The sequence below is a fragment of the Lachnoclostridium sp. An169 genome, from assembly GCF_002160525.1.
Classification (GTDB): Bacteria; Bacillota; Clostridia; order Lachnospirales; family Lachnospiraceae; genus Mediterraneibacter; species Mediterraneibacter cottocaccae.
On record NZ_NFKT01000024.1, the window covers coordinates 33157 to 55939 of the forward strand.

Below are 22783 nucleotides of genomic sequence, written 5' to 3' on the forward strand. Positions count from 1 at the left end.
GTGGTGTTGCCGTGGAAAAGCAATCATGGATATTATGTCCTATTTGCAATAGTAAGACACGAGTTAAAGTGCGAAAAGATACAGAATTGATAAATTTCCCTTTATTCTGTCCAAAATGCAAGCATGAAACTTTAATCAATACAAATCGTGGAATAGTAAAAATTATTAAAGAGCCAGACGCTAAGACGCAGAGCCAATAGTTTGTAAGAATTTTCTTACAGATTATTGGCTTTTTTCATTAAATCCTGCTTCCTGCAAAGCAGATCGGCAGGATAATTTGTAAGAGGAAAAAGAAAACGAGAAGCCTATTTGCTTCCCGTCCCCTTATATTTCATGATACCGTCGATTGTTCCTTGAATGATTTTAAGTTCTTCATCTGTCAGCTCATCGAGCGATACGTCTATCTGCCTGCGGATTGTAGATTTTTTTGCTTTCTCCTGCGGATAGAAATATTCGTCAACAGAGATATGGAACATGGTCACTAAATCATGAAATAGCTGAAAGCTGGGGTGTTTCCCTATATTCTCAATATCTGCGATATGACGTTCTCCGTAAAAGACCTTATCGCCTAAATCATTACGGGAAAGCCCAGCTTTCTCTCTCGCTTTTCTGATTGCCAGTCCCAGCGGACGGAAATCAAAGCTGTGCGTATCTTTCTTTTTCCTCATTTTCAATCACCTGTCATGAGTTTATACTTCATGACACATGATTAGAATGTGTTAAAAATACATATATCATGCGTTAATAATTCATATCAATATTACCTTGACGGTAAATAAAAAAAACCGTTCTAAGGTAATATCTTTTTCCATGTCTTTCAATCTGATTAGGACGGTTTTGGATACCCAGAGCTGTCCTTTTCTTTTGCACTCACGGGACAACTTTGGGTAAGGGGGTTGTGTCATGATTGCGTATCAGCAAATACGCCAGTATTCACAACTGAATAACCGCCTTACAATGGTTATCCAGTCAACACGCCCTGAACATGAGTTAAAAATTCATATCACTTACGTTAGCAAAACAGTCTGTTGGTACATTCGTATTCTAATAGACTGTTTTTATTATATCCGAGATTTACAAATTCTTTTTTGTAAATCTTGGTAGCTGGACACCTCCTTGGGTAGTTGGGGTGCGGAAAGGGGGAAATGGACTTCCGTTCATTTCTACTTTGCACAGAAAGGAGGTGAAACAGTGGAAACATCTTCTTTCAGACAAGCCGTTGAAGCACAGTTCGATTGCCTTTCAAAGAAAGTCATCAAGCGAGCTGTGATGAAAGGCTACCGTGATATGAAGCGACGTGAAAAGCGTGAGTGTTCATTTTCTGATTTGCCAGATTATCAGCAGGAACGCTTTGGCGAGTGTGATAAGTACGAAAGCGACTACACCGTGTTTAACGTGCTGGGAATTGAAGTATGGATTGAAAATGACAAGTTGAGTGAAGCCCTTAAAGCTCTGACCGAGAAGAAGCGAAATATTATTCTGTTGTCCTACTTCATGGATATGGCAGACGGAGAAATCAGCCATTTTATCAATATCCCTCGTTCAAACGTCCAGTATCACAGAACAAAGACGCTTGAAACATTGAGGAAATACATGGAGGAACACAAATGAAGAAACATGAACGTTTACCTTTTGAGGTTATCGTATCAGCGACAGAGGGCGACCCAGAAGCCATTGCTACAGTGATGAACTTCTACGACGGATATATCTCAAAGCTCTGTTTGCGAAAGCTCTATGATGAACACGGAAATGTGTGTATGGTAGTGGACGCAGATTTGAAAAACAGAATACAGACAGCCTTTCTGGACATGATACTCAATTTTGAAATCGCAGTAATCTAAATACATACAGGCGGGCGTGGTGTTTTCCCCTTTCCAGCCACACCGCTTGTCATTCTATAAAAGTCAATAGTCCTGCTGTTGGCTTTTACAGGCTGACAAGCCGTTGCAGTTCTTTGAAAACTAAATAAAGCAGACAGATACGTTTGTGATACAGCGAGCCACGGGGACTGTACGCCATGACCTTTCCAAAAGAGAGCGAGCGACCCACACAGTGATCCGAGAGTGACCTTTGGAAAAGTCGCTCCGCTATGACCTGTATTCACAGAATAATGATACGTCCCAGAGGTGGTTTTGCTCATAGGAATGAGATTGGTTGAGATACCAGCGGAGCTTTTCCAGAGCCGTCTGTCTGCTTGTAAAAAAATTTACCAAAGCAATAAAATACTATTCCCTACATAATCATAGTACGATATAATGAATTATGTTAGACGAAAGTATTTATTGCTATCAATGAAAGGAGTCTTATTTGTGATAGATGATAGCAAAAATACGCAATCTCCCGAAATGGAAAAAAGGACTTATACGGTAGATGAAATCGCAAAACAACTGAATATCAGCAAAAAGGCTACATATGCTCTGGTGAAAAGCGGGCAGTTCAGTTATGTTCGAGCTGGTAGAGTCATACGAGTGTCTAAACTTTCTTTCGATAAATGGTTAAATCAAATTTAACTATTAAGGAGAGATAAGTTATGGCTACAATAAAACAAAGAAAAAAGAGTTTTTCAGTAATCTATTGGTATTTGGATAACACTGGCGAAAGAAAACAGAAGTGGGACACGCTGGGAACTAGAAAAGAAGCAAAACAGCGAAAGGCATTTGTAGAGTATTATCAAGAAAAGTTTGGCTATGTCATTGTTCCCTTAGAAGAACAGTTTGCACAGCAGATTGAGGACTCTAAAAAAGAGTTAGAGGTAGTCAATGAGGATATTACATTCCGAGATTTTTTAAAGATTTTTGTTAATCTCTACGGGACATCTAAATGGTCGCCAAATACATTTAGTAGCAAGGTCGGCTCTATTAGAAATTATATCAATCCGTATATCGGTGATTGGAAGCTCAATGAGATTACGACAAAGAAGTTATCAAAATACTACAATGATTTATTAAGCGTCCCAGAAGTACCGCAATCAAACAGAAAACCTAGCGGGCGTTGTGTTCAGCCAGCAAACATCAAGAAAATTCACGATATTATTCGCTGTGCTTTAAATCAAGCTATCCGCTGGGAATACTTCGACCCTAACAAAAGAAATCCTGCGTCATTGGCTACCTTGCCAAAAGTTCCAAAGGTCAGACGTAAGGTTTGGAGTATTGATACTTTCAAAGAAGCTGTTAAATCTGCGGAAGATGATTTGCTCGTTATGTGTATGCACTTAGCCTTTTCCTGCTCTATGCGTATCGGTGAAATCACAGGTCTTACATGGGAAGATGTGATTATTGACGAGGAAGCGATTGCCAACAACAACGCAAAAGTAATTATCAACAAGGAATTATCCAGAATAAATGCGGAAGCAATGCAAAAGCTGAAAGAGAAAGATGTTATTAAGATTTTTCCTACACAGAAACCGCATTGCACTACACGCCTTGTTCTGAAAACTCCAAAGACGGAAACAAGTAATAGAACCGTCTGGTTGCCTAAGACTGTTGCTAAACTATTAGTGCAGTATAAAAAAGACCAGCAGGAGATGAAAGAATTTCTTGGCAATGCCTATAACGATTACAATCTCGTCATTGCATTGGAAAATGGAAATCCTGTGGAAAGCCGTATTGTCAGAGACAGATTTCAAAAGCTGTGTGAAGAAAACGATTTTGAAGTAGTCGTTTTTCACAGCCTGCGTCATTTGAGTACGGGATATAAGCTGAAAATGACAAATGGTGATGTAAAATCCGTACAGGGTGATACAGGTCATGCGGAAGCAGAAATGGTGACAGATGTTTATTCTGAAATCATTGACGAAGACAGACGTTTCAATGCTCAAAAAATGGATAAAGAATTTTATTCCACCCTCAATGATGAGGAAGAAAAACCCGAGACAAAAACGAGTGTCAGTGACAGCGATATGATGTTGCTGGAGCTTCTAAAATCCCTGTCGCCAGAGATGAAAGAGCAACTCTTGAAGCAAACACTTCAAAATCAATCAAATAGCTAATTTCAAAAAGTGTTAGCAAAATTAAAGAAAATCAGCGATTTTTCATCAGAAATAAAAAAGTGTTAGCAAGCCATACTACCAAAACAGTCCTAAAAAAAATCGAATTTCTATATAAATAAAAAGCTACTAACTTACTTAATAGTTTGTAGAGGGTGTTCGCAACAAAAAAGCTGTAAACCCTTAAAAATAAAGGCTTACAGCGGATTTTCTGGCGTCCCAGACAGGAGTCGAACCTGCGACGTTCCGCTTAGGAGGCGGACCCTCTATCCTACTGAGGTACTGGGACATTATTCAATTTTATCTATAAAACTCAGCTAGAAAAAGCAAGTTAGGCGATTGCTCCAACACGCCCTTAGGAGGCAATCGCTCTATCCTACTGAGCTACAGGAACTTATATATATTATAACGGTTTTATGCAACCGCTACAACCAAATTATTCAGTTTTGGACTTGAACGGGCTGCCGCTTAGGAGGCGGACGCTCTATCCTGCTGAGCTACAGAAACATTGCGCTTTTATCAATCACGCAACAATTAGTATATCATATTTTTCTTTGTTTCACAACTGTTTTTAAAAATTAATATACCCCTGAAGCCATATCGTTCCCTTGAATCTTCGTCCGATCTCCGGCTCTCCCATCAGAGAATCCGCAGGGATACAGACGTCGAATTTCAGTTCATTCACATTCAGTTTCATCTGATACAGCTTTACTCCTGTGGCAGTATTTTGCCGCTCTCTCACAGCCAGGATCTCACCCATAATCGAGTACAGATCACACTCTACTCCATAGGGCATAAAGTACGTGTCCACGATGGTAAATACATCTTCTGTAATAAGACGCCGCGAGACTTTTGAATAAGTGTCGATATCATCAAGCGTCAGTGTCTCTATCGCTGCCTGATCGCCGTTTCTCGCAGCGTTGATCAACATCTTCCGGTTGTCCTGTGCCTGCCGTTCATTCTTGAGCTGGCGCTCGCTTTTCACAACAGGCAGAAGAATGGTCCCGGAGAGAGACAGACCGGAAAATGTAACGGATGTTGTCAGATCCGACACAAATCCCGCCTGTTTTTCTTTCATATACTCAATCCCGTTCTGCAGGGTGAAGATCAGACTGATTCCGATTTTGGAATCTTCGCACATTCCCACATACTGCTCTTTGTCGATCTTTTTTTCCACCACAATGTCTGCAAAGGTTGTGATTCCGCTCCCGTTAAAATAGGGGAAATAGTATGCGGGCTCAAAGTTTTCATATTCATCGAGCTCGCCGCAGAGAGCGATGCCGATACACTGCCCGTACTCTTTCTGATATTCGCAGAAATCTTCTTCCTGATTATAGGATATGGTCGTATAGTGTGTGCATTTGTTCCGGACATCATCCAGAACTCCTTTCAGGTCTTTCCTCGTCCTGATATTATCAAACCCGATTGCTTTCAAATATTGATGCATTTTATTTTATTATTTTCCTACTCTCTTCTCATTTAATCACATGGATCTGCAGCGTCCGGTCTCTTATTTCTTCGGCATGATTACTGCATTTCCGCCCATGTATGGACGCAGGACTTCCGGAATCTTCACAGATCCGTCCGCCTGCAGATTATTCTCCAGGAATGCAATCAGCATTCTCGGAGGAGCTACAACCGTATTATTCAGCGTGTGAGCGAAATAGTTTCCGTTCTCTCCTTTCACACGGATTCCCAGACGTCTTGCCTGCGCATCGCCCAGGTTGGAACAGCTTCCTACTTCAAAATACTTTTTCTGTCTCGGAGACCATGCCTCTACGTCTACAGATTTTACTTTCAGATCCGCCAGATCTCCGGAGCAGCACTCCAGTGTTCTGACAGGAATATCCATGGAACGGAACAGATCTACCGTATTCTGCCACAGCTTATCATACCACTCCATACTGTCTTCCGGCTTGCATACTACGATCATTTCCTGTTTTTCAAACTGGTGGATTCTGTATACACCTCTCTCTTCGATTCCATGTGCTCCTTTTTCCTTTCTGAAGCACGGAGAATAGCTTGTAAGAGTCTGCGGAAGTTCATCCTCCGTCAGAAGAGTATTGATAAATTTACCGATCATGGAATGTTCGCTTGTACCGATCAGATACAGGTCTTCTCCCTCGATTTTGTACATCATCGCATCCATCTCAGCAAAGCTCATTACGCCGGTAACAACATTGCTCCGGATCATAAAAGGCGGTACACAGTAGGTGAATCCTCTGTTAATCATAAAATCTCTCGCATATGCGAGAACTGCAGAATGAAGCCTTGCGATATCTCCCATCAGGTAATAGAACCCGTTTCCGGCTACCCTTCTTGCACTGTCCAGATCGATTCCATTGAACGATTCCATAATTTCCGTATGGTACGGAATCTCAAAATCCGGTACTACCGGCTCGCCGAATCTCTCAAGTTCCACATTTTCACTGTCATCTTTTCCGATCGGAACAGAAGGATCGATAATATTCGGAATTGTCATCATGATCTTTCTGATCTTCTCTTCCACTTCTTTCTCTTCTTCCGAAAGAGCATCGATACGTCCGCCGCTCTCTGCCACTTTCTTCTTCAGTTCTTCTGCTTCCTCAAGCTTTTTCTGAGCCATCATTGCCCCGATCTGTTTGGAAGCTTTGTTCTTCTCTGCTCTGAGCGCTTCTACTTCCTGTTTGATTTCACGGTTTCTTTTGTCAAGTTCAATTACTTCATCCACCAGAGGAAGTTTTTCATTCTGAAATTTGTTCTTAATATTCTGTTTTACTACATCAGGATTGTTTCTTACAAATTTGATATCAAGCATTTTTTGTACCTCTCATTTCTTTTACTTATTTTTCTAAATCTTTTATGTCATATTCTTCCTGATAGATGGCTTTTTCGAGACACTGTCTCTCCTCTTCAGCAAGTTCAATATAACTCTCGCCTTTCACGATTTCCTTGATATACGTATAACAGCCTTCTCTGCTGTGCATCGCATTGAATATCCATCCGTTATTATTCTCATCAAGCATTGTCAGGGCAAAACTTAAATTTCCGCCCATTTCATGAAATGCATCATATTTTACGATTCCCACTTTCTGGTAGTGGCCTTCCATTTTCTTGTAGATATTTTTGATATTCTCTTCATTTTCTTTTGCAAGATCGCCGATTTCTTCGAGCTCCCTGAATTTTTCAAAGAAGCTTTTCTCCAAAGTTTTTGCGTTTTTTCCTTTCATAAACACGTTATAACTTTTCTGGAGTTTACTGTATTTCTGATAAACAAGTATATTTAATACGATCAGAACGATCAGTAATACAAACACAACAATAAAAAGATAGAATGGATCTATCCCGAGGTTACCCAATATCCCGTTCATTATCTGTACACTCCCTTTTATTTATATCTTTCATTATTCCCATCTGTACTGTGAAAGATAATCTGCTCCCCATTATTGTTTCAAAATCTTATCTAATTTGTATGGATAGACATAATTAAATCATAGATTCTTTCCAGCTCTTCTTCGGAATAATATTCGATTTCTATTCTGCCTTTTCCATTTGCCTTTGCATTTACGCTTACTTTTGTACCAATTATATTTTTCATCTGTTCTTCAATATTCTGGTAAACAAACGTATGTTCTGGCTTTTCTTTCTTAATCTCCTTCTTCGGATTTTTCAGTGCTTTAACCAGTTTTTCAGTCTCTCTTACGCTGAGTTTTTCATCAAATATCCTGTTGGCAAGCTGATACTGCTGTTCTTCATCATCGATAGCAAGAAGTGCCCTGGCATGTCCGGTACTTATCATGTCATCAACGATCATCTGCTGAACCCGGCTGCTCAGTTTCAGAAGTCTCATGGAGTTTGTGACTGCGGTTCTGCTCTTAGATACTCTTTCTGCCACTTCGTCCTGTTTCAGATTAAACTCTTCCAGAAGTCTTTTGTATGCCATTGCTTCTTCAATCGGATTGAGATTTTCACGCTGGATATTCTCAATCAGAGAGATTTCCACAATTTCCTGATCTGTATACTCCTTAATAATGACAGGAACTTCTTTTACGCCTGCAAGTTTTGCAGCCCTCCATCTTCTCTCTCCTGCTATGATTTCATAATAATCTTTCTTTTTCTGCACAATCAGAGGCTGAAGTATTCCAAACTGTTTTATCGAATCAGCCAGTTCCATAAGAGAATCTTCATCAAAATCTTTTCTCGGCTGTTCCCTGTTTGGTTCCACCTGGTTTATCTTTACGAGGATTTCACCTGTCTCGCTTGTTTTTTCATCCGTTTTGTTTACTTCCGGCTTCTTTTCGTTCGTTTTTAATGTCTTTTCCGCCTTATTCGGTATAAGGCTGTCAAGCCCTTTTCCAAGTCCGTTTCTTTTCACTGCCATATTACTCTTCTCCTTTATGAATCACTTCTTCTGCTAAAAGCATATAGCTCTCGGCGCCTGTTGACTTGGGATCATAGAGGTTAATTGGCATTCCGTAGCTCGGTGCTTCCGCCAGTCTTATATTTCTCGGTATTATAGTTTTATATATATTCTGATTTAAGTTATCCTTTACGTTTTCGACTACCTGCAGTGAAAGATTGGTTCTGGCGTCATACATGGTAAAGACTACACCCTCGATTTCCAGTGAAGAATTTAATCTTTCCTGCACCAGTTCAATCGTATGTATCAGCTGGCTCAAACCTTCCAGTGCATAATATTCACACTGAATTGGAACAAGAACGGAATCCGCTGTTGTCATGGCATTTATAGTAAGCATACTCAAGGCAGGCGGACAGTCGATTATAGTGAAATCATATTCATCTTTTACTTTATCGACCTCTTCCTTTAAAATAAACTCCTTATTATCTATTCCGATCAGTTCAATTTCAGCCGCTGATAAATTAATATTTGAAGGAAGTACGTCAAGGTTCTCTATCACTTCGCTCTGAATACATTTCTCAATGCCAACATTGCCAATAATAAGATCATAGACTGTTTTTTCTACATTATCTTTATCAACGCCGAGTCCGCTGGTCATATTTCCCTGCGGGTCCATATCCAATGCAAGAACTCTTTGTCCCATACTGGCCAGAGAAGCTGACAGATTGATTGCCGTTGTTGTCTTACCAACGCCTCCCTTTTGGTTGGCTATTGCTATTATTCTACCCATTGTCGTACTCCTTTCATTCGGATGCTTTTTCATTATATCACTTTTCTTTCTATTAATCTATATCAATGTTTCACGTGAAACATCTTTTTACAGTATTTTTATTTATATCAAATATTTTTCTAATGTTTCACGTGAAACATTTACTATTATTTTTGCAAACCTCAATTATCTCTCTGCCATTTTTCAAGCTCAAAATCATCATAATATTTTTTAATATAAACCATTTATTTCAATGTTTCACGTGAAACATCATTCTATTCCTGTAAACTTCTATTTTCACTTTTCCATTTTTACTTTATTACTTTTACTTTATCATTTTTACTTTATTATTTACTTTACTAGTCACTTTACTATTTTCACTTCAGTCTCCTATTGATTTCACTTTCATCGTTTTCCCTTTCCTCGAATTTTTTTATTTTTCTTATTTTCCCCTTTAAATCCTTTGTACTAAATTTTAAAATCGATTTTTTGACATCCATATCGAATTCCAGGCTGTTCTGTCTCGTATTGCCATGAAGACCCGTAGTGGAACGCAGCGGAAGCGCGGTCGCCATGGCGATACGAGACAGAACATCCGACCGATAATCCATCAAAGAACCTCATTTTAAAATGTTTCACGTGAAACATTATTTTCACTTTTCTTAAAATACTGATTGTAGTATAATAGAAATAAATACTGAAAGAGGGTGAGTCGAATGAGTTTCAAAAAATTTCTTGGATACATGGCGCTGTTTACTGGAACGACGATTGGGGTTATGCATCTTGCCAACAGAATAATCCATTACATTTCTACGTCCGATAATCTTCTTGAAGAAGAAAAGAATGAATACTATGACTGGAGATTTGGAAGAATTTCCTATAAGAAAAAAGGAACGGGAAGTCCGCTTCTTCTGATTCATGATCTGAATGTCTGTTCTTCATCATACGAGTGGAATAAAATTGAAAACGATTTATCAAAGCAGTATACAGTTTATACAATTGATCTGCTCGGCTGCGGCTGCTCCGACAGACCGCTTCTTACATATACGAACTATTTGTATGTGCAGCTCATAACAGATTTTATAAAACACATAATCGGAGATAAAACGGATGTGATTGTTTCCGGCGAGTCTTCATCTTTTGTATTAATGGCTTGTTCAAATGATAATACAATTATCAACAGGATTATTATGATCAATCCTCAGAACATTGTAACCCTGGCAAAAGTACCAACAAAACGTTCAAAGATGATAAAACACATCTTATCATCTCCCATTGTCGGTACATTTATCTACAATATAAAGATCAATAAGAAAACTGTGCGAAAAGCCCTTGCTTCAGCCTGCTACTATGATCAGAATAAAATCACCGAGAAAGATATTCTCATTGCCGTTGAATCATCCCAGAAAGAGAAGACACATTCACGTTATCTGTATGCATGCCTGAAATCACGTTATACAAACGCCAATGTGCTCTGTTCTCTTCCAAATCTGAACAACAGCATATTCATCATCACAGGAACAAATAATCCGGAAAACACACTGGCTGCCGGACAGTATCAGAATCATCTTCCTTCGATTGAAATCGTGGGGATTGATCATGCAAAGCAGTTTCCGCATATTGAAAAACCGGAAGAATTTATCGAGCAGGTAAATATACTCTTCTCCGACAGTGAATAATTGATGTCAAAAAAAACAACCGATGATTTAAGTAGATAATTTCCTTTATCTGTCAAATCATCGGTTGATATTTTATTATTTTCTATTTCATATACACACTTTAATACAAACTTTAAATCAAGCTTTAATGCAGGCTTTAATACATGCTTTAATAATACCTTACTTCAACGGTTCTTTTCCCGGAACTCCGGCTTTTCTCGGATATTTCTTAGGTGTGCTCACTTTCTTGGATATTTTCACAAGCGCTCTTCCCATATCACTTCCGGGCAGGACAAACTTATCAATCTTCTCTATCTTACCTCCCAGAATCTTTACAGCTTTCTCCGCCTCCCTGATCTCCTCATCGGATGAACCGCTCTTGTACGACACGAAATTTCCGCCGCATCTTACAAAGGGAAGACAGTATTCACTCAGAGTTGCAAGATTCGCAACTGCTCTGGAAACACAGCAGTCAGACTTTTCTCTGTACTCCGCCTTTTTTGCAAGATCTTCTGCTCTACCGTGCACCGCTGATATATCATCCAGTTTCAGTTCACTGATCACTGTATCGAGGAATTTTACTCTTTTATTCAGAGAATCCAGCAGAGTCACATTGATATGCGGAAAGGCAATCTTAATCGGGATTCCTGGAAAACCTGCTCCTGTTCCTACATCGATCAGAGAATGCACGAAAGACAGATCCAGTACTCTTACAAGAGAAAGACTGTCTATAAAGTGTTTCAGCACAACCTCATCATAATCGGTTATTGCGGTAAGATTCATTACCTTATTCCATTCATTCAGAAGTTCATAATATCTGTCAAACTGACTGCACTGTTTTTCCGTCAGTTGAATCCCGTGCCAGTTTTTTTCATTATAAATACTTTTTTTCACATTATCCATTATTTCACCACACTTATTCACATTTTTACAGACTTATACACTCTTTTTTCCACCCAGATAAACAAGCAGTACGGATATATCTGCCGGTGACACCCCGGATATTCTGGAAGCCTGTCCGATCGAAAGGGGACGTATCTGATTCAGTTTCTGTTTTGCCTCTATCCTGAGGCTCTGAATCTCGTCATAATTGATATCTTCCGGAATAATCTTGTTCTCCATCTTTTTGAATTGCTCTACCTGCCGCATCTGCCTTTTGATATAACCGTCATACTTTATGTTAATATCTACCTGTTCGATAACATCCTCCGGAAGCTCCGGTCTGTTCTTATCGATCTCTCGGAGTTTTTCATAGGACAGTTCCGGTCTTCTGATCAGTTCAGCGAGTGTTGTTCCGGAAGAAAGGGGCGTGCTCCCCCATGATTCAAGGACTCGCTGAACTTCCGGAGATGTGCCGATATTCGTATGCTCCACACGATGAATTTCCTCATCGATGAGCTTCTCCTTCAGAAGAAGCTTCTGATATCTTTCTTCACTGATCAGCCCCACTTCATACCCGATCTTTGTCAGACGGATATCTGCATTATCCTGTCTTAAGAGAAGCCTGTACTCTGCTCTTGAAGTCATCATACGGTATGGCTCATGACTCTCCTTTGTGACAAGATCATCAATCAGAACACCGATATATCCCTGAGACCGGTCTATGACAATTCCGTCTTTTCCCTGAAGTTTTCTCGCCGCATTAATTCCTGCAATCAATCCCTGTGCCGCTGCTTCCTCATATCCCGAACTGCCGTTAAACTGTCCTCCACTGAACAGTCCTTCTATATTCTTGAATTCCAGTGTGCTTTTCAACTGTCTGGCATCAATACAGTCATATTCTATAGCATACGCATTGCGAACTATTTTAGCATTTTCCAGTCCCGGTACACTTCTGTACATTGCATACTGTACATCTTCCGGAAGAGAACTTGACATACCTCCCACATACATTTCGTTTGTGTGAAGTCCTTCCGGTTCGATAAAGACCTGATGCCGGTTCTTGTCCGGAAACTTTACAACCTTATCCTCTATGGACGGACAGTATCTCGGCCCCGTCCCCTCAATCGCCCCGGAAAACAATGGCGAACGGTCCAGATTTCTGCGGATAATCTCATGCGTATTTTCATTTGTATAAGTGAGCCAGCAGGATGCCTGCTCGATCTGTACGTCTTCCGGATCCGTGGTAAAAGAAAACGGTACTACTCTCTCGTCACCCTTCTGCTCTTCCATTTTACTGAAGTCAATAGATTTTTTATCAATCCTGGCAGGAGTTCCTGTCTTGAATCTGTACATTTTCACTCCCAGAGCCTTCAGGCTGTCCGTGAGGTAATTGGCGCTCTGCAGTCCGTTCGGGCCGGTATAGGTACTCACATCTCCGTAAATACATCTTGCTTTCAGATAGGTTCCGGTGCAAAGAACAACAGCCCTGCAGTGATAGACTGCTCCGGAGTAGGTCTGTACGCCGGTAACTTTTCCGTCCTCTGCAAGAATATCCGTCACTTCCATCTGACGGATATCAAGATTCTCCTGATTTTCCAGTACCTGACGCATCGCCCTGCTGTACTCCGCCTTGTCCGCCTGTGCCCTCAGTGAGTGAACCGCCGGTCCTTTCGAACTGTTAAGCATCTTTGACTGAATAAATGTACGGTCTATGACCTTCCCCATCTCTCCGCCGAGAGCATCTACTTCCCTTACCAGATGTCCCTTTGAACTGCCTCCTATATTGGGATTACATGGCATCAGTGCAATACTGTCCACACTCACTGTAAATATAACTGTTTTAAATCCAAGACGCGCCGCCGCAAGGGCTGCCTCGCATCCGGCATGCCCCGCTCCTACCACGGCAATATCATACTCGTCTTTATTTACCCATACAGAATTTGCTGAATATTTCATTGATCAAATCTTCTCCTACTGAATCTCCTGTTATTCTTCCAAGCGCTTCATATGCATCCATCAGATCAATCGAATAGAAATCCTCCGGCATACCGTTTTCGATGCTTCCAATTACTTTTTTCATACTCTCCCGCGCATCCGTCAGGGCACTTTTCTGCCTTGCATTTGTAATATAGACTTCATCGTTAAACGAGATACTTCCCTTCAGGAACATTTTTTCCACCGTCTTCTCCAGTTCGCTGATTCCCTGCTCTTCCTTTGCGGAAATCTCGATCACCGGTATCTCTGAAAGGTCTGCATTTTTATCATTTATCCACACTGTCCGGATTCTTTCCCGCATCTTATCCACATCTACCACTGTTTTCAGATCGGATTTGTTTAAAAGTATGATAACCTTTTTATCCCGGATCAGATCCAGAATCTTATCATCGTCCTCATCCAGTTCTTCGGACGCATCTACAACGTAGATCACGAGGTCCGCATTCCGCGCATAGTCCTTCGCCTTATCCACACCCATTTTTTCTACAATATCTTCCGTCTGCCTGATGCCCGCCGTGTCGATAATATTCAGGCTGAGCCCTTTCAGATGAATCTGTTCTTCCAGGGCGTCCCTTGTAGTTCCGGCAATCTCTGTCACAATCGCCCGGTCATACCCCATGAGAACATTCAGGAGGGATGACTTTCCCGCATTCGGCTTTCCCAGTATGACGGTCTGGATCCCTTCCCTCATAATTCTTCCGTCATCTGATGATAAAATCAGCCTGTCCAGTTCAGAAACAATCTTCTCCGCCGCTGTTTTCAACGTATCCCCATATCCGTCCACACTGATATGTTCCGGGTCATCCAGCGCACTCTCTATGAAAGCCGTATGATAGATGATTTCATTTCTTATGTCGTTGATTCTATTTTTTACGCTGCCCTTCAACTGGCTGATCGAACTTTTCCTTGCGTACTCGTTTCTGGATGTGATCAGATCGCTGACTGCCTCTGCCTGGGAAAGATCCATCTTGCCATTGAGAAATGCTCTCTTCGTAAACTCCCCCGGCTCTGCCGGCCTCACTCCGTTTTTCAGCACAGTCTCAAGAACTCTGCGCACCACAAATGTACCGCCGTGGCAGTTGATCTCAATCGTGTCCTCCCCCGTATACGTGTGGGGAGCCCTCATTGCCATGACAAGTACCTGGTCAATCTCTTCCTCTCCATCGTAAATATGCCCGTAATGAATCGTGTGGCTTTTTACATCCGAGACTTTTTCCCTGCCTCTGAATATCCTGTCCGCTGCCGGAAAAGCCTCCTCGCCGCTGATCCTCACGATCCCGATCCCGGAGTTCGTCATTCCTGTCGATATCGCCGCGATCGTCTCTCTCTCCATGATATATCAACCTCCTTCACGCACAAAAGGACGTTTTGCCGTCTTCACGAAAGTCTCGTGAAGCGTAAAACGTCCTTTCGCTTCAGAACAAAATCTGAAAAACTATCTCTTCAGAGTAACTACAACTTTTCTGTAAGGTTCTTCTCCCTCGCTGTGGGTCGTCACATACGGATCCGACTGCAGCGCGGAATGGATGATTCTCCGCTCATACGGATTCATGGGCTCAAGTGCAACCGGTCTTCTCGTTCTCTTCACCTTGTGTGCGATATTCTTTGCCAGATGCTTCAAAGTCTCTTCTCTTCTCGAACGGTAATTCTCCGTATCAAGTTTCACTCTTACATAGCCTTCCTGGTGCTTGTTCGCGACACGGTTTGCAAGATACTGCAGAGCGTCCAGAGTCTGTCCTCTCTTTCCGATGAGAATCCCCATATGCTCCCCCTTCATGTCGATAAACAGGGCGCCGTCGCTGTCAATCTCGGAGTGAATCTCAACTTCCATATTCATGGCCGTAAGCGTATCCCTGATGAATTTCTCAACTGCCTGGATCGTCTCATCCTCCACTTTTGCAAGCTCGATTTCTTCCCTTTTTCCTTCTGTCTGTACTTCCTGCGGCTGGGGTGCTTCCTTTTTCTTTTCTTTCTTTTTATCTTTCTTTGGTTCTCTTTTTATTTCTTTTTTCTCTTTTTTCCTTACTTCTGTCTCTTTCTCAGCTTCGTCCTTTGTCTCCTGCTCCTCTTTCTCTTCCTTCATCTGAACAGGCTTTTCGTCCTTTTCTTCTTTTTCTTCCTTTAAGAAATCCATTGAGAAGATATCTTCTTCCGGTTCGGGCTCTTCCTTTTTCCAGGCTTCGATTACCGCCTGTTTCATGCCGATTCCCAGAAATCCCGGGCTTCCTTTTTCAATTACGTCATATTCAAGTCTGTCGCTTGTAACGCCCAACTGAATCAATGCTTCTGTGATTGCATCGTCAACTGTCTTTGCTGATACCCTGATACTTCCTTTCATCCCGATTCCTTCCTTTCTCCTGCTCAGACGCCCTGCCTTCAGGCGTCTGCTGCGGACAGACGACTATTTTTTCCGTTTACTCTTGTTCTTAGTCTCTTTCTTGTCTTCACTGCTGCTCTCATCAGCAGGTGTCTCTGTAGCAAGACCGCTGTTATATCTGCTTACCAGATTTGCCTTTGCCGTAAGGCTTCCCGGTTTCGCGTTCATCGCTCTTTGCTGGGTCTGTCTTAACTTCTCTTCTTTTTCAGCATCCGTAAGTCCTGTCTGCTGTCTGGAAGTATTTCCTACATTCCTTGTGCTCGTCAGCGCCATGCGGTTGATCTCCTTCGCAGAGGTACCTTTCTTCTCGCGCTTTTTCTGAGCCTTCTTCTGATTTTCCTTAATAATATCTTCCACAGATTTCTTGCTGAGATATTTATTGATTGCGAGCTGCTGCACACATCTTACCACAGCACTGGCAGCCCAGTAAAGTCCCATACCTGCCGGCATTGTAAATCCGATAAATACGGAGAACAGCGGCATCGTATATGTCATTGTCTTCATGGACGCTGCCATCGGGTTGTCCTGGCTGTTTCCCGTGGACGGCTGCTGCGCCGATGTAAGTTTTACACTGATAAACTGTGTGAGACCTGCCAGGATCGGAATGATAACCGCCAGAATGATTCCCGTGAAAGATCTATTGTGGAATGCATTCGTCAGCAGAGTGATCGGCGCCTCACCGATGTTGATACCGATAAAACTGTTCAGGTGTGTAACCTGGTCCATCGTTGAATGGGCAATATCGGAAATGGACGGGATCTGATCGATCAGCTGTCCCCAGGTTGCATCCTGGAACTTGTACAGTACATTTACGATCGTGCTTGCCTTGCTGTAATCATAGGAATCCGGATTCATCAGAACCGGACTTGCAGAACCGATGGTCTCCATGATGGACTGCCATCCGTCTGTCGCCATAATCGCTTCCACAACCGGCTCGTAAACTTTTCTCACACCGGACACATATCTCGGAATATTGTAAACAACCGGGTACAGTGCAAAGAGAATCGGCATCTGGATCAGAAGCGGAAGACATCCGCCCGACATTGACGTGCCGTACTTCTCATAGACCATCTTCATCTCATCCTGCTGCTTGAGCATGGACGCCTGGTCTTTCTTTCCTTCATACTTTTTCTGGATTTTCTGAATTTCAGGCTGCATTACCGCCGACATCTTGGAATATTTCTGCTGCTTGATGGTAAGCGGTATCATCAGTGAATAAACAATCACCGTAAAGATGATAATACAGATACCGATATTCTCGATACCGATCGCACTCATTACATTGTAGATACCGTTCATGATCTGACCAAGCAGCCATGCAATCTGCCCGATGATCGGCCAGTCCCCATAGCCCGAGGCTAAAAGTCCATAAACTTCCATTACTTATCCTCCTTAAGGTACCGGATCATATCCGCCTTTTGAAAATGGATTGCAGCGCAGGATCCGCCAGAGCGCCATTGCGCCGCCCTTTAAAGCCCCGTATTTCTCAATCGCCTCAAGACCGTACTGAGAACACGTCGGATAATACTTACAGGTGCTGTACCCTTTCAGACCGGATAAATATTTTCTGTAAAACCGGATCATGCCTATGAGGATCCGTTTCATCCGCGCCACTTCCTTCTGTAGATTTATTGTCGTCCTAAGGGACGTATATATTATGAAGTTTTCCGAGATGGATCAGCGCACTTTCAATCTCATGATACCCTTTTTCTCCTGCGCTCTTTCTTGCTATAACAATAATATCATACCCACTTCGGAAATGAACTTCTGACAGTCTGTAGCTCTCTCTGATCAGTCTTGTGAGACGGTGCCTCACAACACTGTTTCCTACTTTCTTGCTGACGGAGATTCCGAGGCGGTTCCTGTCTGTATTATTCGGAAGAATATACATAACAAGGTAACTGTTGGCCACGGATTTCCCCTTTCTGTAAACAATCTGAAAATCTTTATTTTTCTTTAAAGATTCGGAAAATTTCATCAATACCTCTTCAATATTAACTAATAATAAATAGAAGAAAAGGCCACATATCTGCGGCCTAAGCTGATAACTGTTTTCTCCCTTTTGCTCTTCTGGCAGCTAAAACTTTTCTTCCGCCCGGTGTGCTCATTCTTGCTCTGAATCCATGAACTTTTGATCTGGATCTTTTCTTCGGCTGAAATGTCATCTTCATTCCTCATACACCTCCCTTTTCTGTTATACTTATTAAAGTATTCACAATAATTATCATTCTCCCGTATCTTTTTCTCCCAAAAGACACTGCTCTTAATTATAGTTAAAAAATGGCTGTAAGTCAAGCAAAATCAGCGTTTTTTCGCTGTTTTTCATTTTGTCCTCCATTTTTCACCATGCCTGTGTGGAAAACTTTGCAGATATCCCATAAATATCCAATAGTTATCCACAAGTTTTCCACATTTGTTGATAACTTGTGGATAACTATTGGATAAATACAAAATAACGTGTTGAAAAAAATAAATTTTATCTGGAAAACTACCCGGGGAGCGGTTTAAAGATGTTAATAAAGTTATGAACACGGATTTTTCGTTGCTTATGCCAACATTTTGATGTAAAATGTAGTAGAGAGATTTTGCCTTCATATCTCTCTATTATATTGATTAGGAGTTACTTTTGATGAACATTGTAGAACAGAACTGGGATCAGATACTGAATAAGATGAAACTTGAGTACTGCTCATCCAATATTTCCTATAATACATGGATAGCGCCTCTGACTGTGTATGAAGTAAAAGACAACACGGTTTATATTCTTGTAAAATTAAGGGCAAGCCTTGAACATATTGAAGAAAAATATCTGCTCCCATTCAAAGTCTGCATTGCAGAAGTAACCGGGATCGAATATGAGGTCGCGTTTGTCACGGACAACCAGACCGTCCTTCAGGAAAAGAAGGAGAATATTATTAAGAAAAACAAGGTCAATGCCCTTTATGAAAATGCAAACCTTAATCCCAAATATACATTTGATACTTTTGTCGTGGGAAGCAACAATAATTTCGCACATGCTGCTTCTCTCGCGGTGGCGGAATCTCCGGGCGAGATCTACAATCCTCTCTTTATATATGGAGGCGTAGGTCTTGGGAAAACCCACCTGATGCATTCCATCGCCCACTATATTCTGGAGAACGATCCCTCAAAGAAAGTTCTCTATGTCACAAGTGAGACTTTTACCAACGAGCTGATCGATGCCCTGAAAGTCGGTAAAAACGGAAATGAGCTGGCAATGACCACTTTCCGTGAAAAATACAGAAACAACGATGTGCTTCTCATCGATGATATCCAGTTTATCATCGGTAAGGAAAGTACCCAGGAAGAATTTTTCCACACATTTAACCACCTTCATGTATCCGGAAAACAGATCATCATCTCCAGTGATAAGCCGCCGAAAGATATTGAAACTCTTGAGGCCAGACTCCGTACCCGTTTCGAGTGGGGACTGATCGCGGATATCTCCTCCCCGGACTATGAGACGAGGATGGCGATCCTCAGGAAGAAAGAAGAACTTGACGGACTGGAGCGTTATCACATTCCGGATGAAGTCATGCAGTACATTGCCAATAATATCAAGTCAAATATCCGTGAGCTGGAAGGGTCGCTTAACAAGCTGATCGCCCTCTCCAACCTTGAGAACAAACCTATCGATATTCCGCTTGCTGCGGAAGCTCTCAAGGATATGATCTCCCCGGACAACAACCGGGTGATCACTCCGGAACTGATTCTGGAAGTTGTCTCGGAACACTTTAACATCCCTGTCTCTGAACTGAAAGGGAAGAAAAGGAACTCCGAGATCGTTCTTCCGCGCCAGATCGTCATGTATCTGTGCCGGGAGATGACCGACACAGCGCTGAAATCCATCGGCGCCCTTCTGGGCGGGAAGGACCATGCGTCCATCAGCCACGGAGTCAAGAAAATTGAGAAGGACCTTAAGACAGACGAGGCCCTTAACAATACTGTGAATATCATAAAGAAGAAAATTAACCCTGTATAACCTTCGGAACAGCCGATGTGGATAACTCTGTAAATAAACTGGGAATAATGATGTGAAGAAGCTGGGAATAACGTCAGGACGGATTTTTGCACCCTGAATTATTCCCACAGATTCTACATCGATTTCAATCGAAACCTACAGAGTTATCAAAGCGGACAAAGCCTTGTTTTTCAAGGGTTTGAGGCAGATATTAACATATTCACATCCCCTAAGGCGGCGAAGGCGGAATCGATTCATACCAAAATACATAAAAGCGCACGCGCGAAAATTTTTCCACACAGCGAAAGGAGTTACCGCAAATGAAAATTGTTTGTACCAAATCCAATCTTGTCAAAGGAGTAAGTATTGTATCAAAGGCTGTTCCATCAAAAACAACAATGCCGATCCTCGAATGTATTCTGATTGACGCGTCCACAGACGTCGTCAAACTGACTGCCAATGACATGGAGCTTGGAATAGAGACTTCCATTGACGGTGAGATTATTGAAAGAGGCATCATTGCCCTGAATGCAAGAATTTTTTCAGAGATTGTAAGAAAGCTTCCGGACAGTGAAGTTGTGATCGAGACACAGGATGACAGCCAGGCACTCATTACCTGCGAGAAAGCGAAGTTTAATATTGCAGCACAGTCAGGAGAAGATTTCTCCTATCTTCCGGCTGTCGAGAAGGATGATTTTATTACCGTTTCGGAGTTTACGCTCAAGGAAGTAATTCGTCAGACGATTTTTTCAATCGCTGATAATGACACAAACAAGATGATGACCGGAGAGCTTTTCGAGATTGAGGACAATGTCCTGAAGGTGGTATCCCTGGACGGACACAGAATCTCCATCCGGAAGATCGAACTGAAGGATTCCTATTCTCCGAAGAAGGTGATCGTCCCGGGAAAGACTCTGCAGGAGATCAGCAAGATCATCGGAGGCGAGGCAGAGGCAGACGTGGACATTTCGTTTACCAGGAACCATATTGTATTCGAATTTGACCGCACGGTAGTCGTATCCCGTCTGATTGAAGGGGAGTATTTCAAGATTGACCAGATGCTTTCCAGCGACTACGAGACAAAGGTAAGGATTAACAAGAGAGAACTCCTTGAGTGTATCGACCGTGCTACCCTTCTCATCAAGGAGGGAGACAAGAAGCCCATCATCATCGATATCCGGGACGAGTCCATGGAACTGAAGATCAAATCCCAGGTGGGATCCATGGACGAAGTGATCCTGTGTACGAAAGAGGGAAAGGATCTGCTGATTGGATTCAACCCCAAATTCTTAATCGATGCGCTCCGCGTCATTGATGACGAAGAGGTAGACCTGTACTTCATGAATGCAAAGGCACCGTGCTTTATCAAGGACGAGGTACAGAGCTATATCTATCTGATTCTTCCGGTTAACTTTAACGCGGCAGTATAAGAAGGAGTATGAGGGTAATGGATAAATTCAGACTGAGAGCCGGAGAAGATTTCATCCGGCTCGGACAGGTTTTAAAAGCGGCGGGGCTGGTGGAGAACGGCGCCGAAGCGAAGGAAGTCATACAGAACGGTGAAGTGACTGTCAACGGGGAGACGGACACCCGCCGTGGAAGGAAGCTCTATGACGGCGATGTTGCGGCATATGCGGGCAGGGAAATTAAAATTGAAAAATAACAGGAAAAAGTGTAGAATAATTACGATGGGTAGATTATGGTAATCAAATCTTTAAAGCTGAAAAACTACAGAAATTATGATTTTTTAGATTTGAAATTCGATCCGAAGACAAATATTCTGTATGGGGACAATGCCCAGGGAAAGACGAATATTCTTGAGGCGCTGTATCTGTCAGGAACTACCAAATCACATCGGGGAACGAAAGACAGAGACATCATTCAGTTTGGACACGATGAATCCCATCTGGAGACAGTTGTAGAGAAAAAGGGAAGCTGTTTTCAGATCGATATGCATCTCAAGAAGAACAGCCCGAAAGGTATCGCAATCGACAGGATACCGATACGCAGGGCCAGTGAACTGTTCGGCATTGTCCACTTTGTGTTCTTCTCTCCGGAGGACTTAAATATCATCAAGGAGGGACCGGCAGGCAGGAGACGGTTTATTGATCTGGAACTTTCACAGCTCGATAAAATATATCTCAGCAATCTGTCAAATTATAATCGTATCATTAATCAGAGAAATTCCCTGTTAAAAGATATATACGGACAGGCACATCTCATGGAGACGCTGGATATATGGGATATGCAGCTGGTGGCATACGGGACAAAAGTGCTGGAGAGAAGAAGAGAGTTTATTTCTGAAGTAAATGAAATAATTTCTGAAATACATTATAAACTGACCGGCGGAAAGGAAAAAATCATGCTGACCTACGAGGAGAGCATAGGAAACCTTACGCTGGAGCAGGCTCTTAAGAAGAACAGAGAGCGGGATATCCGTCTGAAAAGTACGTCTGTGGGACCTCACAGGGACGACATATGTTTCATGACGGAGGGGGGACTGGACATCCGCAAATTCGGTTCCCAGGGACAGCAGAGGACAGCTGCTCTTTCTCTGAAGCTCTCGGAGATCGAGCACGTAAAACGGCTGATCGGAGATACACCGATACTTTTGCTTGACGATGTGTTGTCTGAACTGGACAAACACAGGCAAAACTATCTGTTAGACAGTATACATGACATACAGACGATAATTACCTGTACCGGACTTGATGAATTCGTGAATCACCGGTTTTCCATAAACAAGATTTTTCATATCAGGAACGGGCAGGCAGTAAAAGCAAATTAGGAGGTTATTAA

Annotated in this window: 25 protein-coding genes and 1 tRNA gene; 10 read left to right on the forward strand and 16 right to left on the reverse strand. The window is 42.1% G+C overall.

Features of this window, described 5'->3' with window-relative positions:
* The first annotated feature begins 11 nt into the window (after positions 1-11).
* Entirely contained in the window at positions 12-200 is a 189-nt protein-coding gene (locus B5F07_RS15400; protein WP_076779902.1) for a cysteine-rich KTR domain-containing protein, read from the forward strand.
* 105 nt (positions 201-305) lie between these two features.
* Here B5F07_RS15400 and B5F07_RS15405 read toward each other — a convergent pair whose 3' ends face one another.
* Positions 306-668 carry a helix-turn-helix transcriptional regulator gene (locus B5F07_RS15405; protein ID WP_076779900.1) on the reverse strand — a complete coding sequence of 121 codons (363 nt, stop codon included), beginning with the start codon at positions 666-668 and terminating at the stop codon, positions 306-308.
* Between the two features lie 523 nt (positions 669-1191).
* Here B5F07_RS15405 and B5F07_RS15410 point away from each other — a divergent pair.
* The 4 genes from B5F07_RS15410 (at position 1192) to B5F07_RS15430 (ending at position 3988) form a co-directional block, all read left to right on the forward strand.
* Positions 1192-1611: an RNA polymerase sigma factor gene (locus tag B5F07_RS15410; protein ID WP_076779897.1), complete on the forward strand. Its 420-nt coding sequence runs from the start codon at positions 1192-1194 to the stop codon at positions 1609-1611.
* Complete coding sequence (locus tag B5F07_RS15415) at positions 1608-1841, forward strand: helix-turn-helix domain-containing protein (RefSeq protein ID WP_076779895.1); 234 nt, start codon at positions 1608-1610, stop codon at positions 1839-1841. Before B5F07_RS15410 ends, B5F07_RS15415 begins: the two co-directional genes overlap by 4 nt.
* Positions 1842-2309: 468 nt before the next feature.
* Positions 2310-2510 (forward strand): helix-turn-helix domain-containing protein, encoded by a 201-nt coding sequence (locus tag B5F07_RS15425; RefSeq protein WP_241146957.1) that lies wholly within the window; start codon positions 2310-2312, stop codon positions 2508-2510.
* Positions 2511-2530: 20 nt separating this feature from the next.
* Positions 2531-3988, forward strand: coding sequence for a tyrosine-type recombinase/integrase (locus B5F07_RS15430; protein WP_076779891.1), 1458 nt, complete (start codon positions 2531-2533; stop codon positions 3986-3988).
* 209 nt (positions 3989-4197) lie between these two features.
* Here the strand turns inward: B5F07_RS15430 and B5F07_RS15435 are convergent.
* From B5F07_RS15435 to B5F07_RS15465, 7 genes are all read right to left on the reverse strand, one after another.
* Positions 4198-4274 (reverse strand) — tRNA-Arg (locus B5F07_RS15435).
* 282 nt (positions 4275-4556) lie between these two features.
* A complete protein-coding gene (locus B5F07_RS15440; protein ID WP_087162158.1) occupies positions 4557-5432 on the reverse strand; it encodes a DUF3881 family protein in 876 nt (291 codons plus the stop codon).
* Between the two features lie 63 nt (positions 5433-5495).
* The gene (gene serS / locus B5F07_RS15445) at positions 5496-6782 is read right to left on the reverse strand and encodes a serine--tRNA ligase (RefSeq protein WP_087162159.1); all 1287 of its coding nucleotides are present in this window, start codon (positions 6780-6782) and stop codon (positions 5496-5498) included.
* A gap of 25 nt (positions 6783-6807) precedes the next feature.
* Positions 6808-7335, reverse strand: a complete 528-nt coding sequence (locus B5F07_RS15450; protein ID WP_087162160.1) for a DUF4446 family protein — start codon at positions 7333-7335, stop codon at positions 6808-6810.
* A gap of 92 nt (positions 7336-7427) precedes the next feature.
* On the reverse strand, positions 7428-8345 hold the full coding sequence (locus tag B5F07_RS15455) for a ParB/RepB/Spo0J family partition protein (protein WP_087162161.1): 918 nt from the start codon (positions 8343-8345) through the stop codon (positions 7428-7430).
* 1 nt (position 8346) lies between these two features.
* The gene (locus B5F07_RS15460) at positions 8347-9114 is read right to left on the reverse strand and encodes a ParA family protein (RefSeq protein ID WP_087162162.1); all 768 of its coding nucleotides are present in this window, start codon (positions 9112-9114) and stop codon (positions 8347-8349) included.
* Between the two features lie 356 nt (positions 9115-9470).
* Complete coding sequence (locus tag B5F07_RS15465) at positions 9471-9704, reverse strand: hypothetical protein (RefSeq protein ID WP_087162163.1); 234 nt, start codon at positions 9702-9704, stop codon at positions 9471-9473.
* A 105-nt stretch (positions 9705-9809) separates the two neighbouring features.
* Here B5F07_RS15465 and B5F07_RS15470 point away from each other — a divergent pair, with 105 nt between their 5' ends.
* On the forward strand, positions 9810-10772 hold the full coding sequence (locus B5F07_RS15470) for an alpha/beta fold hydrolase (protein ID WP_087162164.1): 963 nt from the start codon (positions 9810-9812) through the stop codon (positions 10770-10772).
* 159 nt (positions 10773-10931) lie between these two features.
* Here the strand turns inward: B5F07_RS15470 and rsmG are convergent, their stop codons facing one another.
* The 8 genes from rsmG to rpmH all read right to left on the reverse strand — a co-directional run bounded on the left by rsmG (position 10932) and on the right by rpmH (position 18176).
* Positions 10932-11654 carry a 16S rRNA (guanine(527)-N(7))-methyltransferase RsmG gene (rsmG, locus tag B5F07_RS15475; protein WP_087162165.1) on the reverse strand — a complete coding sequence of 241 codons (723 nt, stop codon included), beginning with the start codon at positions 11652-11654 and terminating at the stop codon, positions 10932-10934.
* Positions 11655-11687: 33 nt separating this feature from the next.
* Positions 11688-13589 carry a tRNA uridine-5-carboxymethylaminomethyl(34) synthesis enzyme MnmG gene (gene mnmG, locus B5F07_RS15480; RefSeq protein WP_087162166.1) on the reverse strand — a complete coding sequence of 634 codons (1902 nt, stop codon included), beginning with the start codon at positions 13587-13589 and terminating at the stop codon, positions 11688-11690.
* On the reverse strand, positions 13555-14961 hold the full coding sequence (mnmE, locus tag B5F07_RS15485) for a tRNA uridine-5-carboxymethylaminomethyl(34) synthesis GTPase MnmE (protein WP_087162167.1): 1407 nt from the start codon (positions 14959-14961) through the stop codon (positions 13555-13557). The genes mnmG and mnmE overlap by 35 nt, the downstream gene beginning before the upstream one ends.
* 102 nt (positions 14962-15063) lie before the next feature.
* Positions 15064-15966: an RNA-binding cell elongation regulator Jag/EloR gene (gene jag / locus B5F07_RS15490; protein WP_087162168.1), complete on the reverse strand. Its 903-nt coding sequence runs from the start codon at positions 15964-15966 to the stop codon at positions 15064-15066.
* A 63-nt stretch (positions 15967-16029) separates the two neighbouring features.
* Positions 16030-17385 (reverse strand): YidC/Oxa1 family membrane protein insertase, encoded by a 1356-nt coding sequence (locus B5F07_RS15495; protein ID WP_087162169.1) that lies wholly within the window; start codon positions 17383-17385, stop codon positions 16030-16032.
* Between the two features lie 12 nt (positions 17386-17397).
* On the reverse strand, positions 17398-17610 hold the full coding sequence (gene yidD, locus B5F07_RS15500) for a membrane protein insertion efficiency factor YidD (protein ID WP_204248856.1): 213 nt from the start codon (positions 17608-17610) through the stop codon (positions 17398-17400).
* A 34-nt stretch (positions 17611-17644) separates the two neighbouring features.
* Complete coding sequence (gene rnpA, locus B5F07_RS15505; protein WP_087162171.1) at positions 17645-17983, reverse strand: ribonuclease P protein component; 339 nt, start codon at positions 17981-17983, stop codon at positions 17645-17647.
* Positions 17984-18041: 58 nt separating this feature from the next.
* Positions 18042-18176, reverse strand: a complete 135-nt coding sequence (rpmH, locus tag B5F07_RS15510; protein ID WP_004847680.1) for a 50S ribosomal protein L34 — start codon at positions 18174-18176, stop codon at positions 18042-18044.
* Positions 18177-18634: 458 nt separating this feature from the next.
* Here rpmH and dnaA point away from each other — a divergent pair, with 458 nt between their 5' ends.
* From dnaA to recF, 4 genes are all read left to right on the forward strand, one after another.
* Positions 18635-20005, forward strand: a complete 1371-nt coding sequence (gene dnaA / locus B5F07_RS15515; RefSeq protein ID WP_087162172.1) for a chromosomal replication initiator protein DnaA — start codon at positions 18635-18637, stop codon at positions 20003-20005.
* A 299-nt stretch (positions 20006-20304) separates the two neighbouring features.
* Complete coding sequence (dnaN, locus tag B5F07_RS15520; RefSeq protein WP_087162173.1) at positions 20305-21414, forward strand: DNA polymerase III subunit beta; 1110 nt, start codon at positions 20305-20307, stop codon at positions 21412-21414.
* 17 nt (positions 21415-21431) lie between these two features.
* Positions 21432-21647, forward strand: a complete 216-nt coding sequence (locus B5F07_RS15525; protein ID WP_087162174.1) for an RNA-binding S4 domain-containing protein — start codon at positions 21432-21434, stop codon at positions 21645-21647.
* Positions 21648-21683: 36 nt separating this feature from the next.
* Positions 21684-22772, forward strand: coding sequence for a DNA replication/repair protein RecF (recF, locus tag B5F07_RS15530; RefSeq protein WP_087162175.1), 1089 nt, complete (start codon positions 21684-21686; stop codon positions 22770-22772).
* The last annotated feature ends 11 nt before the right edge of the window (positions 22773-22783 follow it).